This is a genomic window from Candidatus Pelagibacter sp., assembly GCF_052049775.1.
In the GTDB taxonomy this organism is placed as follows: Bacteria; Pseudomonadota; Alphaproteobacteria; order Pelagibacterales; family Pelagibacteraceae; genus Pelagibacter.
Map to the genome: position 1 here is coordinate 1 of NZ_JBNGZH010000032.1, position 13,935 is coordinate 13,935.

The following is a 13,935-nucleotide window of genomic DNA, read 5'->3' on the forward strand; positions in this document are numbered from 1 at the left end:
TATTGTTAGGTAACATTTTAAGGACTTTTATTAATGGAAATTTTTTAGAATTTGCGACCCTAAAATCCAAATTATTAAGTATATTGAAATCTAATTTTTTAGAATTGATCATTTTTTTTGATAAATGCAAAGAATTAAAAATTGGAATTTTCATGTTGGTGTCGTGAACAATAATTTTAGTCAACCCATTTTTAAATTTAATTATAGCATGCACATATGATTTTGGATGAATTATAATTGCTAATTTATTATAGGAAACTTTAAATATTTTCTTTGCCTCTATAATTTCAAAAACTTTATTAATCATAGTTGCAGAGTCTGTTGATATTTTTTTTCCCATTTTCCAATTAGGATGATTTATAACTTGGTTAATATTAACTTTTTTTAATTTTTTTAAAGTTTTATCTAGAAATGGACCACCTGAGGCTGTTAAGTAAATTTTTTCAATTAGATTTTTTTCAGTATTTTGTAATGCGTACCAAATTGAAAAATGTTCAGAGTCTACAGGTATAAATTCTGTTTTGTGTTTATCTAACCTTTTCTCAATTAAATCCCATCCACATATAATTGCCTCCTTGTTAGCTATAGCTATTCTTTTTGAGTATTTAATGATTTCAATTGTGGGTTTAAGTCCCTGTATTCCCGAAATAGAACTCATTGTGTAGTCAATTTTTTTCTTAAAAATTTTTTTAAAATTATTAAAGTCATTATAAATATTCATATTTTTGGAAAGTCTATTTTTTTTAATTATGTTATAACTGTGCCTATTTGTGATGATTAAATTTTTAACTTTAAAAAATTTAGCTTGTCTTAAAAGTTCTTTATAATTTTCATCAGCTGATAAAAGAATTATTTCAAAATTCCTTTTATCTTTTTTAATTATATCAATTAAACATTTTCCGATTGAGCCTGTGGAACCAAGAATGGCAATTTTTTTTTTCATTATTTGATAAGATCTAATTTGTTAATTAAAATAGGTAATACACAAAGATATATTATTGGCATTACAAAAATTATTCCATCAATCCTATCTAAAATACCTCCATGGCCTGGTAAAATTTTTCCAGTATCTTTTAATTTAGCTTTTCTTTTGAAATATGAAATTATCAAATCTCCCATTTGGCTCGTTAATGAAATAATTAAGATTAATAGAACTATAAATATTGGATCCGTTTCCAAAAGAATTCTACTTTTTTTCCCTAGATATTTTATATAAATTAACCCAAATAATAATGCCATTAAAAAGCTTCCAATAACACCTGAATATGTTTTTTTTGGACTTATTTTAGTTAATTTGGGTCCCTTAAATGTTTTACCAAAAATATAACCACCCATGTCAGTAAATATGCAAACTATAATTAGAAATAGAAAGAAATTTAAACCGATAAATTGTCTAAGATAAACTGTCGAAAAAAAAGAAAAAAATAAAAAAAATAATCCAAAAATTCTAATTAAATCTTTATTTTTTGTCATTTTTAACCACTCCAAACTTGTTATCAAAAAAATTAAACTTAAAAAAAATATAAAAGTAAAAGATCCCTGAATAATAAAAAAAAATGATAATGGTACCAAAATCATTGAACTAAGAATTCTTTTTTGTAATTCTTTGTTAATCATATTCTTCCAAAATTTCTTTTAATATTTTTATACTCTTTAATAATTTTTATATAATCTTTTTCAGTAAATGCAGGCCATAATTTTTTTTCAAAGAAAATTTCAGAATAAGCTAGTTGCCACAATAAAAAATTGCTTAGCCTTTTTGTATTGCCTGTTCTGATCAATATATCTGGATCTGGAATATTTTTAGTTTGAAGGTTTTTTTCTAAGTTTTTTTCGTTAATTTTAATTTTGTTTCTTTTAATTTTTTTAAAAGCATTGATAAGTTCTAATTTTGAGCCATAATTTAAAGCTAAATTAATTTGTAATTTAGAATTATTTATTGTTTTTTTTTCTGCAGAGTTTAAAAGAAAATTTAATTTTTTTGAAAATCGTTTATGACCTAAAATTTTAATTCTTATATTTTGCCTATGAATATCATCAAGTCTCTTTGTTAAAAAATTTTCTAATAATTTAAAAAGATAATTGATTTCTTTTTTTGGTCTTTTCCAATTTTCAGTAGAAAAAGCATATAGTGTTAGGTGTTTTACTTTGTTTTTTATTGAAGATTTAATTATTGTTTCAACTGTTTTTAAGCCTTCTTTATGTCCTACATTTCTAGAATTTCTATATTTTAAACCCCATCTTCCATTACCATCCATGATAATGGCTACATGATTTAATGGGTTCATATTGTCATTATTTCTTTTTCTTTTGAAGAGACTTTTTCATCCACAATTTGAATGTGCTTATCAGTGATGTTTTGAACATTTTTTTCAAAAGATTTTTCCTCATCTTCACCAATTTCTTTAGATTTTAAAAGTTTTTTAAGTTCTTCATTTGCTTCTCTTCGGATATTTCGAATAGATATTTTGCATTTTTCACCCATAGATTTAATCAATTTTTTTAACTCACTTCTCCTCTCCTCATTAAGTTCAGGCACTGGTAATCGAATTAATTGACCATCAATTTGCGGATTTAATCCTAATTCAGATTTTTTTATAGCTGCATCAACCAAAGGAACATTGTTCTGATCCCAAACCTGAATATTTATCATTCTCGGTTCTGGTGTTGTTATACTGCCAATTTGATTAATTGGCATCTGTTGTCCATAAACATCCACTCTAACAATATCTAACATTGCAGCATTTGCTCGACCAGTTCTTAATGATGATAATTCTTTTAAAAAAGCTTCTATAGATTTATCCATTTTGAGGTTATGTGATTTTTCATCAAACATTTATTCCCCTATTTTAATTCTGCTAAACTCCTTGATCTTTAAATCATTAATAGCAAGTTCTCTTAAAACATCTTGAACTTTTTTTTTTGGTTCCATAACCCAAGCTTGTGTTAAAAGAGCGTTTTCCTCTTTAAATTTGTTCATCTTACCTAAACTTATCTTTTTCGCAATCTCTTCTGGTTTTCCTGAATTTTTAAGTTCTTCAGTAACTAATTCCTGTTCTTTATCAATGATAGCTTTATCGATTAATTTAGACTCTAGTGCTAAAGGATTTGATGCTGCTATATGCATAGATAATTGTTTTCCAAATGTTTTCACAATATCAGTATTATTTTTAGTTTCTAATGAAACTATCACAGCTAATTTAGCCAAATTATCTTTGACCACAGTATGTAAATATTGACAATTTATTGAGGAAGAATTTGAAATTGTTTTTGTTTTACCTATTGTGATTTTTTCTCCAATCTTTGCAATTAAAGCAACTAAATTTTCCTCAACACTAATACCATTCTTCATTTTGGATCTTTTTAGTTTTTCAACCTCTGAGTCATTTTCATTATTTAATTCACTCAATTCTTTGACAAAATTGATAAAATCATCATTTTTCGCAACAAAATCTGTTTCACAATTTACTTCTATAATAGATGTTTTGTTTTCGTCTCCACTTACTGCCACTACTCCTTCTTTTGCATCTCTTGACATTTTTTTAGAGGCTTTTGAAATTCCTTTTACTCTTAAAATTTCAACAGCTTTATCTAAATCACCACCAGATTCCTTAATTGCTAAATTACAATCTTTAAACCCGGCACCAGTTGCCTCTCTAAGTTTTTTTACTTTTTCTATATCACTCATTTAATTTAGTTTTTCAGGCTTTTTTTTTGAGAATTTTTTTTCCAACTTTTCCCGATCTATTTCAGCAACAGTTTTGGATTTATCAACTTTTTCTTTTTTTTCAGAGTCTTTTTTTATTTCAATTGCAGGTGCAGCCTTTTTAGCACCTACAATTGTTTCTTTAATTAGATTACAATAGAGATCAATCGATCTTCTAGCGTCATCATTACCAGGTATTGGAAAATCAATTCCATCAGGATTTGAGTTACTATCTAATATTGCAATAATTGGAATTCCTAATTTTACTGACTCTTGAATTGCAAGTGACTCATAATTTGTATCAATAATGAACACTAGGTCTGGAACTTTTTTCATTTCAGCAATTCCTCCAAGTGATCTTTGTAATTTATCTTTTTTCACACTCATTTTTAAAAGTTCTTTTTTTGTAAATCCTCTATTTTCAGAAACTAAATCTGTCTCTAATTTTTTTAGTTTTTTTATTGAATTTGAAATGGTACCCCAATTTGTAAGCATTCCACCTAACCATCTATAATTGACAAAATATTGGTCTGTTTCTTTTGCTACTTCTGCGATTGCCTCTGAAGCTTGTTTTTTTGTTGATACAAACAAGATTTTTCCATTATTTGAAATTGTTTCATAAACCTTTTCCAAAGCAATTTTCGTTAATTCCAAAGTTTGGGTTAGATCGATAATGTGAATACTATCTCTTTTTCCAAATATATATTTCTTCATTTTTGGATTCCATCTTAAAGTCTTATGACCAAGATGTACTCCAGCTTCTAATAGTTGTTGAATAGTAACGTTTGGTATCTTCATATTTTTTCCCGGTTAAGCCACCACAGTCATTTCCAATTAAGGACCGGAGGTTTAAAACCAACAAACTGTGTGCGTGTTAATTTAAAATTGAAAGTTATTTACAAAGAAATTTTGAATTAGACAAGTCTTAATTAACTAATAATTGCTGAAATTTCCTTATTTCTTAAAATATTTAATGTTTTTCTGTCAATATTTCTCTTATTTTTTAAGTGAAACTTTAAATTATTTTTATAGTCACTAATATTGATTTTTATCAATGTGTTTCCATGTTTAGGCAAATATTTTGATATCTCATCTAGTTCTTTTGTAGATTTTAAATTAAACGTTACTTCTTGAATTGGTCTGTTTAACAAATCCTTTAAAGAGATAATTTTTTGAACATTAAGTCTTTTAAATCTATTTTCTGAGTCTGATGAAGATTTAAATAAAGTCAAAATAAAAGAATTTCCCTCTTTAAGGATTTCTCGATTTAATTCCAACGTATCTGAGAAAATAAACAACTCAAAAACACTTGATAAATCAGTAAGCTTTAAAACCGCATAAGGGTTTCCTTTTGCAGTTTTCCTCTCCTGAATTTTTAATAATGTTGCAGCTACATTTGACTCTTTTAAGTCATCTTGGTTATTAAATTCTTGATAATCATAAATATTGTAATCATCAAATACTTCTTTGAACTGATTTAATGGATGATCTGAAATGAAAAAACCAACTGCTTCAAACTCTTTAGATAATCTTTCCTCAAACTTCCAGTCATCAATGCTGGTAGTTATCTCGTTTTCTTCATTGGCATTTTCACCAAATAAATCTATCTGATTAGCAGATTTATTTTCAAAAATGTTTTTTGATTTTGTAATAAAATTAGGAATGGAATTAAATAAAGATTGTCGATTAATATTTAAATTATCAAAAGCGCCTGCTTTAACAAGTCCCTCAAGTTGTAATTTGTTTATGTCTTTTGGACTTACACGATTTAAAAAATCTTTAATAGATTTGAATGTTCCATTGTTTGTTCTTTCTTGAACTATATTAGAAACAGCTTCATATCCCACAGCTTTAATAGCACCCAAAGCATAATAAAATTTTCCATTTTCGGTTCTAAAGTCTGCGAAACATTGGTTTATATCCGGTCTAATAATTTCAATATTCAATCTTTTAAGCTCTTCATAAAATTCACTGAGTTTATTTTGATTAGATATATCCATGGTCATTGAGGCAGCAATAAATTCTTTTGGATAATAAGTTTTCAAATATGCTGTTTGATAAGATATAATGGCATATGCAGCAGCATGACTTTTATTAAATCCGTATTCTGCAAAAGGTTCTATTTTTAAAAAAATCCCAGCTGCCACCTCTTTACTTATTCCATTTTTAACAGCACCAGCAATAAAATTTTGTTTTTGTTTTTCAAGCTCAGATCTTTTTTTCTTTCCCATCGCTCTTCTTAAAATATCTGCTTGACCAGCTGTAAAACCTGACAATTTTTGTGCAATTTGCATTACTTGTTCCTGATATATAATTACACCGTAGGTTGGTTTTAAAATATCTTCTAATAAAGGGTGTAAATAATCTGGTTTTTGTTTACCATGCTTACAATCATTATAGGTTGGAATATTGCTCATTGGACCTGGTCTATACAAAGCAACTAATGCAATAATATCTTCAATATGGTTAGGCTTCATATGAGTTAGCGCTTCTCTCATTCCAGAACTCTCAATTTGGAATAAGCCAACTGTATTACCTGAAGATAACATTTCAAAAACTTTTTTATCCTCGAAATTGATATTCTCAATATTGAAACCCTTTTCTTTTTTTTTTATTAATTTTTGAGTATTATTAATTACCGTTAATGTTTTTAGTCCTAAAAAATCAAATTTAATTAGTCCAGCATCCTCAGCTGAATACATATCAAATTGAGTTGAGGGAAGTAATAGATCTGTTGATGAATCTTTATATAAAGGAACAACTTCCTGTAATTTTCTATCAGCTATTACAACTCCAGCGGCGTGAGTTGCAACATTTCTGTTCAATCCCTCTAGCTTTAAAGAAAGTTCTGTAAGTTTTTTAACTCTTGGATCTTCTTTAATTAATTTTTGAAGTCTTGGCTCCCCAGCAATACATTCTGTTAAATTTTGAGGTCTTGAAGGATCAAAAGGTATCATTTTAGATATACTATCAACAAAACCATATGATAAACCTAATACTCTACCAACATCCCTAATAACCATTCTGGCTTTTAATTTTCCAAAAGTAATTATATGAGCAACACTTTCCTTATACTTTTTAGTTAAATACTCAAAAACTAGGTCTCTTTTTTCCTCACAAAAATCTATATCAAAGTCTGGCATTGAAATACGATCGGGATTTAAAAATCTTTCAAAAATTAGATTAAATTTTATGGGATCAACATCTGTAATTAAAAGACACCATGCTACTAAAGAACCTGCGCCAGATCCTCTTCCAGGCCCTACTGGGATATCATTTTTTTTTGCCCATATAATGTAATCTGAAACAATTAAGAAATAACTTGAATATTTCATTTGTATAATAATATCTAGCTCATGATCTAACCTATCTTTGTAAATTAAATATTTTTCATTTTTTAAAAGGTCCTCAGCCTGAATATTAAAAATACTCTTAAATTTTTCTTTTAATCCATTCAAAGAATTTTTTTTTAATATCTCATCAGCATTTCCACCTTTATCTGAACTGATGTCAGGTAATATGGGTTTTGAAAAACTTGGTCGAAAATTGCAAAGATACGGGAAATTATAATTATTTTCTAACGCTTCAGGTAAATCAGAAAATAATTCGGACATCTCAGAATTATCTTTAAGATAGTGTTGATTTGAATATTTAATCCTATTTTTCTCATTTACGTAGGTTTTGTTTTTAATACAAATTAATGCATCATGAGCCTCATACATATCTTTGTTTGAGTAAAAAACTTCGTTTGTGGCAATTATTGATATTTCCAACTTTAAAGACTGCGATAAATTAAACTTTTCAAATGAAATTTCATTTTGATCTCCATGACGTTGAATTTCTATATAAAATTTATCATCATATTTTTGTTTGAGTTTAGAGTATAATTTCTCAATTTCGGAAAATTTTCCTTTATTGAATAATTGACCAAATAATCCATTTATTGTTCCTGAAAAAATGGCAACCCCCTCTTTATTCTTTAACAACTCCTCAAAATTTAAATGTGGATCAGAGGTTCCATCATTATTAAGATATGATAATGAAGATAATTCAATTATTCTTTTATATCCAATTTCATTCAATGCGAACAGTGGTAATAGACCAACAGTATCATCTAATTTAAAATTGATCTGAGTACCAATAATTGGTTGGGTTCCAACTTTAGATATCTTTTCTGCAAATTCTAGGGCACCACATAAATTCGATGTATCACATAAAGCTAGAGATCTAATTTTCTTTTCTTTAGATATTTCTTTTAAGTCATCAATTTTTATTGCTCCTTCACATATTGAAAATTGAGAGTGTATTTTTAGATGATTAAAGTTTTGAATTTGAGACTCAGCCATTAATGGTCTTTATATTACCATTAACTATTTCCAATAAGCAATCCGACTTATTAGCAAAAAATCTATTATGAGTTGCAAATATTATTATTCTATCAGGCTTTATCTGATTTTTTAATAGCTCAAAAATTCCTTTTGCAGTCTCAATATCCAAACTTCCAGTAGGCTCATCTGCAAGAATAATTTGTGGATTGTTTATTAAAGCTCTTGCAATCGATACCCTTTGTTTCTCACCGCCAGATAATTGTGAGGGGTAATGATTTAATCTTTTTGCTAGACCAACTTTTTTGAGCATTATTTTAGATTTATTTATAGCATCCGCTTTATTTTTACCGTTTGCTAAACTAGCTAAGGTTAAGTTTTCTATTGCTGTAAAATCAGAGAGAAGATTATCTTGTTGATAGATTATCCCAATTTTATTAGCTCTTAATAGATCATTTTTTTGAGAATTGTTTGGATCAATCTTTTTATTATCAATTATTATAGATCCTGAACTGGGTTGATCTATTAAGGACAATAAATTTAATAAAGTTGATTTACCTGAGCCTGAGGGTCCCATTAGAGAATAAATTTTTCCAGACTTAAATTTATATGAAATTTTTTTTAAAACATTTATCCTTTTTAAACTTAAAAAGCTTTTATTAATTTTTGATAGTTGAATTAAATTACTCATATTTCAATGCTTTTATTAGATCTAGTTTGGCTGCCTTCATAGCTGGAAATATGGATACAATTATCGTTATAAAAATTGAACACAATGAAATAATAAAAATAGAAGATGGGTTTATTTCAGATGGCATTGTGCTTAGGAAATATATTTCCTCAGGAAATAAACTTATGTTAAAAACATCACTTAAAAATTTTCTAACATTTTCAACATACATAGAAAATGTAACCCCTAATATTATTCCAAACAATGTAGCAGTTGTACCTATAGTTACCCCAACTAAAAAAAATATCTTTATGATAGATTTATTCAATACACCAATAGATTTTAAAATAGCAATATCTCTAGTTTTATTTTTTACCAATATCGTCAAGCCTGAAATAATATTAAAAGCAGCAACAATAATTATGAGAGATAATATAATAAACATCACATTGCGTTCTACTTTTAAAGCTGAGAATAAAGAATTGTTAGTATCAGCCCAACTATACACAAAATCATTTGGGAATATTGTTTGAACAATCTCTTTTTGATTTTCAATATTTTGTGGATCCTTTAAATAAACTTCTAACTTTCTGTCTTTTTTTGAAAGATTCATAAATTCATCTAGAGTATCAATATTGATAAATGCTACATTATTATCGAAATCTGCTAAGCCACTTTCAAACAATGAAACAATGGTAAAAGATTTTTTCTTTGGAATACTGCCAACAATTGTATCTACACCTGATGATGACATTATTGATACATCATCACCAAGCTTAAGATTCAGGGTGAAACTTAACTCTTTCCCTAAAGAAATGTAGTTTCCTGTTAAGTTAGTTTTATTCCCAACAAATGTTTTATCTTTTATTATCTTTAGTTTAGGAAAATCTTTTCTTGAATAACCTCTCAAAATAATACCTTTAGAGGTTTCTTTTTTAATAATTATTGCTTCTCCTGAGTTGCTCAATATCATTTCACTCGCGATAAGATTGAGATTAGTATTCTTTAATTTATCAATTTGAATTTGATTTTCATAAGTATCAACAGTTATATGAGCATTAAAACCAACTATCTTATTTATTAATTCTGATCTAAATCCATTCATTACTGACATAACAATAATTAGTACTGCAACACCTAGGCTTATCCCAATAAATGAAAAGATAGATATAACATTTAAAAAGCCATCTTTTTTTCTAGCTTTTAAAAATCTAAATGTAATTTCTTTTTCTAAAGTTGAAATCAATTGTGAGTTTTTTGTTTATTTATAATCTTAATAATTTCTTTTAAATTAATTTTTTGAGTTTCTTTGTTTATTTTTTTAAATTCAAATAAATCACCTTCAGTTTGTTTTCCAATAATTATTTGATATGGAGCTCCAATTAAATTCATTTTTTTTACTTTTGAGGATAAGTTCTCATCAGTATCATCAATAATCGCATCGATGTTATTTTGATTTAACTCAAGACTTATTTTGTTTGCTTTATCAAGTGCAGATGTATCATTTTTATTAATCATAGGAATTATTGCAATATCATATGGTGCAACAGAAATTGGCCATTTCATGATTTCATTTTTTTCATCATATTTTGCCTCTATAATTGCTCCTACTAATCTTGAAACTCCTATTCCATAAGAACCCATTTTTACATAGTCTTTTTTACCTCCAGGTAAATCGACTGCTGCTTCCATTGGTTTGGAATATTTATCTCCAAAATAAAAAATATGACCAACCTCTATGCCTTTTGTTTTCAATCTATTTTTCTCGGAAACTTTTTCATTAAACTCATCTTCTTTAAATTTATCATCAGTAACAGAATAAAATTTTTCATATTGACTTCTCATTTCTAGTAGAGATTTAACATCAAGTTTTGTTCCTTCAAAATTCAAATCAAATATTCTTTTATCTGCATAAATTTTACTCTCTCCAGTTTCTGCTAGGATAATAAATTCATGAGAAAGATTTCCACCAATTGGTCCTGTATCGGCTGCCATTGGAATTGCTGTAAGATCTAATCTTTTAAAAGTTTTTAAATAAGATAAGAAAAATTTATTATAAGAAAACAATGCATCTTCATCTGTAACATCAAAAGAATATGCATCCTTCATGTAGAATTCCCGACATCGCATAATTCCAAATCTTGGTCTGATTTCATCTCTAAATTTCCATTGAATATGATAAAGAAGTTGGGGTAATGATTTATATGATTTTAGAGATGATCTAAAAATATCGGTTACTAATTCTTCATTTGTTGGTCCATAAAGCATTTCTCGATCTTGACGATCTTTTATTCGTAACATTTCCTCACCATAATCCTCATAACGTCCACTCTCTTTCCAAATCTCGCTGGATTGTATTGTGGGCATTAGTATTTCTTGTGCACCTATTTTATTTTGTTCTTCTCTGACAATTCTTTCAATTTTTTTCATTACTTTAAAACCAAGGGGCAACCAAGAGTATATGCCTGCTGAAGATTGTTTTATCATCCCCACTCTTAACATAAGCTGGTGTGATTTTATTTTTGCTTCTGAAGGATTATTTTTTAAAATAGGAATAAAAGATTTAGAAATATGCATGTTAAATGATTATATTTCTTAAATTTAAATATTCAAATTTCATTAATAAATAAATGGCCATGAATATAATTGTTGTTATTCCAGTACAATAAAGGAATTTTTTTAACATTTTAGGATTTTCTGGTGAACCCGGATCTTCACCATCTACTTTAACTATTTTTTTCCTTTCAACATCTATTGGTAAAATTGCAAAAAAAACAATCCACCAGATAATAATGTAGATTATAGCTAAGCCAGTTGGACTCATCAAATCCTTACTAAATTAATATTAGTATATGGTCTTTTTCCAGTTTTCTCTTTTGTAAATTTTCTACAAGCAATTTTAAGAGCGTCTATTAAATTACTTTCTTGCTGTCTGCTTCCAAGTTTAAAGGATCTTGTTGTTTTTTCAATCTCATCTTCTAACCCATAAAGAAATTCATCTTTTTCATAAATGGGCAAACCTCTAAATGTTGTGACGGGGTTATTATGGATATTTCCTTTGGGTGTTATCAATATAGTAACTTCCAAATATCCATTGCTACTTAAATTTTTTCTATCTTTGATTGATTGAGAATCCTCTTCTACACTCACATTTCCATCTAAGTATAATCTTCCGCTGGGCGCTTTATCATATACCTCAGGTGCTTCACCAGGGTATAGCTTGACTATATCACCATTTTCAACTTGAACCGGATGAGGTACTTGCATTTCTTTAGCAAAACTTATGTGTTCTATCATGTGTCTGTGCTCTCCATGAACAGGGATCACACATTTTGGTTTAACCCATTGATACATGTCTTTAAGGTCCTCACGATTTGGATGTCCTGAGACGTGTATAAACTCTGTTTCTTCTGAGATAACCTCAATTCCATCTTTGACCAATTGATTGTGTAATTTATAAAGTTTTTTCTCATTACCTGGAATAATCTTTGATGAAAAAATTACTGCATCACCTTTTTCAATAAAAACATCTGGATGAGTGTAATTTGATATTCTCATCATTGCACCCATCGGTTCACCTTGGCTGCCTGTACACAAATAAACTATTTTTTCCCTGGCAAAATTTTTAGCCTCTCTTGGATCAATTGGGTCAATAGTATTTTGTAAATATCCACATTGTCTTGCTGCTTTATAAATTCTATGCATAGATCTTCCGACTAATGAAATTTGTCTTCCAGTTTGTTCAGCGCAATAAAAAGCTGTCTCCATTCTGGCAACGTTTGAAGCAAACGATGTCACAATAATTCTTTTTTTTAATCGACCCATTATATTTAATAAATTTTTTCTTACATCTAACTCTGAGCCTGATCTGCCAGCACTAAAAACATTTGTAGAGTCACAAATCATTGCTAATACACCTTCATCACCTATTTCTTTTAATCTTTTCGCATTTATTTCATCACCTATTAGGGGGTTTGGGTCGACTTTCCAGTCACCAGTATGTAAAACCACACCTGCGGGAGTTTTAATTCTTAATCCATTGGGTTCTAAAATAGAATGGGTTAAAGTAATGTACTCGATTTCAAAATCTTCCAACAGCACATTTCCATTCAGCTCGACTATCTGTAAATCTTTTGTTATGTCGATGTGTTTTTCTTTAAATTTTTCCTTAATTAATACAGCGGTAAACGGAGTTGCGAAAATTTTACATTTTAATTTTGGCCATAAGTGAGCAATTGCTCCAATATGATCTTCGTGTGCGTGTGTTAATATTATTCCTAATAAATTATCTTTTCTTTCAACAATAAATCCAGGATCTGGATATATAAGATCAATGCCTGGTATTGTATCATCAGCAAAAGTTACTCCAATATCTACCATTATCCATTTATGATTTCCAGGCTCACCATAGCCAAAAAGATTCATGTTCATTCCAATTTCACCTGAACCTCCTAGCGGACAAAATAATAATTCTTTTTTCATCTATTTTATTAACTTAGCAATTTTAATTAATCCTTTAATTGTGATATCTTTATTTTGTATTACACGAGTCTTTAATGATTTTCTAAACAAATCAGAGTAACCACCGGTAATTACAAGTTTGAAAGATTTTCCAGTTTCTTTCTTAATCAAATTAATGATATTGTCAATTAGTCCTATATAACCCCAAAAAAAACCTGAACGGACTGCCGAAATTGTATTGTTGCCAACTATATTTCTTATCTTCTTTAAATCTATTTGGGGTATCAATGAGGCTTTGTCAGACAAAGTTTCAAGCGATATTTTAACTCCAGGGGCTATTATGCCACCTCTATAATATTTTTTTTCAACTATATCAAATGTGGTCGCAGTACCAAAATCTAAAATTATAAAATTATCTTTACCATTTTGTAGACTAATTGCATTAGCTAAACGATCTGAACCAGCCTGTTTATAATTAACTTTGATTTTAATTAATGAACTTAAATTAAGATTTTTAATTTCATAACATCTAATTTTAATCTTTTTATGAAAATATTTTTTAATCAGATTAAAAGATTTTGGTACTACACTACAAAAAAGTATTTTCTCTACTTTTTTGATATCTTTAATCAAAAATTTAATTTTTTGGTCCAAATTTTTATTATTGATATTTTTTGAAATTAAACTTGTTCTTTTTAAAATTCTATCTTTTTTGTTGACTAAAAATATCTTTGTATCTGAATTTCCAATATCACCCAAAATATACATATAAC

Annotated in this window: 13 protein-coding genes; all 13 read right to left on the reverse strand. The window is 28.0% G+C overall.

Going from position 1 to position 13,935, the window contains the following annotated elements; all coding sequences use genetic code 11:
- The coding region (locus tag ACTT83_RS04695; protein WP_440918964.1) for a 1-deoxy-D-xylulose-5-phosphate reductoisomerase at window positions 1-943 on the reverse strand (943 nt) is incomplete at its 3' end.
- Window positions 943-1,473 carry a phosphatidate cytidylyltransferase gene (locus tag ACTT83_RS04700; RefSeq protein WP_440918965.1) on the reverse strand — a complete coding sequence of 177 codons (531 nt, stop codon included), beginning with the start codon at window positions 1,471-1,473 and terminating at the stop codon, window positions 943-945. The genes ACTT83_RS04700 and ACTT83_RS04695, both read right to left, overlap by 1 nt.
- 140 nt (window positions 1,474-1,613) lie before the next feature.
- The gene (gene uppS, locus ACTT83_RS04705) at window positions 1,614-2,288 is read right to left on the reverse strand and encodes a polyprenyl diphosphate synthase (RefSeq protein ID WP_440918966.1); all 675 of its coding nucleotides are present in this window, start codon (window positions 2,286-2,288) and stop codon (window positions 1,614-1,616) included.
- Entirely contained in the window at window positions 2,285-2,836 is a 552-nt protein-coding gene (gene frr, locus ACTT83_RS04710; RefSeq protein ID WP_440918967.1) for a ribosome recycling factor, read from the reverse strand. Before frr ends, uppS begins: the two co-directional genes overlap by 4 nt.
- Window positions 2,837-3,688: a translation elongation factor Ts gene (gene tsf / locus ACTT83_RS04715; RefSeq protein WP_440918968.1), complete on the reverse strand. Its 852-nt coding sequence runs from the start codon at window positions 3,686-3,688 to the stop codon at window positions 2,837-2,839. It lies immediately after the preceding gene.
- Entirely contained in the window at window positions 3,689-4,504 is an 816-nt protein-coding gene (rpsB, locus tag ACTT83_RS04720) for a 30S ribosomal protein S2 (RefSeq protein ID WP_440918969.1), read from the reverse strand.
- Between the two features lie 131 nt (window positions 4,505-4,635).
- Window positions 4,636-8,052: a DNA polymerase III subunit alpha gene (gene dnaE / locus ACTT83_RS04725; RefSeq protein ID WP_440918970.1), complete on the reverse strand. Its 3,417-nt coding sequence runs from the start codon at window positions 8,050-8,052 to the stop codon at window positions 4,636-4,638.
- The gene (locus ACTT83_RS04730) at window positions 8,045-8,722 is read right to left on the reverse strand and encodes an ABC transporter ATP-binding protein (protein ID WP_440918971.1); all 678 of its coding nucleotides are present in this window, start codon (window positions 8,720-8,722) and stop codon (window positions 8,045-8,047) included. The genes dnaE and ACTT83_RS04730 overlap by 8 nt, the downstream gene beginning before the upstream one ends.
- Complete coding sequence (locus ACTT83_RS04735) at window positions 8,715-9,947, reverse strand: FtsX-like permease family protein (protein ID WP_440918972.1); 1,233 nt, start codon at window positions 9,945-9,947, stop codon at window positions 8,715-8,717. The genes ACTT83_RS04730 and ACTT83_RS04735 overlap by 8 nt, the downstream gene beginning before the upstream one ends.
- Window positions 9,944-11,278: a proline--tRNA ligase gene (gene proS, locus ACTT83_RS04740; protein ID WP_440918973.1), complete on the reverse strand. Its 1,335-nt coding sequence runs from the start codon at window positions 11,276-11,278 to the stop codon at window positions 9,944-9,946. Before proS ends, ACTT83_RS04735 begins: the two co-directional genes overlap by 4 nt.
- 1 nt (window position 11,279) lies before the next feature.
- Window positions 11,280-11,525 (reverse strand): DUF1467 family protein, encoded by a 246-nt coding sequence (locus ACTT83_RS04745; RefSeq protein ID WP_440918974.1) that lies wholly within the window; start codon window positions 11,523-11,525, stop codon window positions 11,280-11,282.
- A complete protein-coding gene (locus ACTT83_RS04750; protein WP_440918975.1) occupies window positions 11,525-13,183 on the reverse strand; it encodes a ribonuclease J in 1,659 nt (552 codons plus the stop codon). The genes ACTT83_RS04745 and ACTT83_RS04750 overlap by 1 nt, the downstream gene beginning before the upstream one ends.
- A complete protein-coding gene (locus ACTT83_RS04755) occupies window positions 13,184-13,930 on the reverse strand; it encodes a type III pantothenate kinase (protein ID WP_440918976.1) in 747 nt (248 codons plus the stop codon).
- Window positions 13,931-13,935 lie beyond the last annotated feature (5 nt).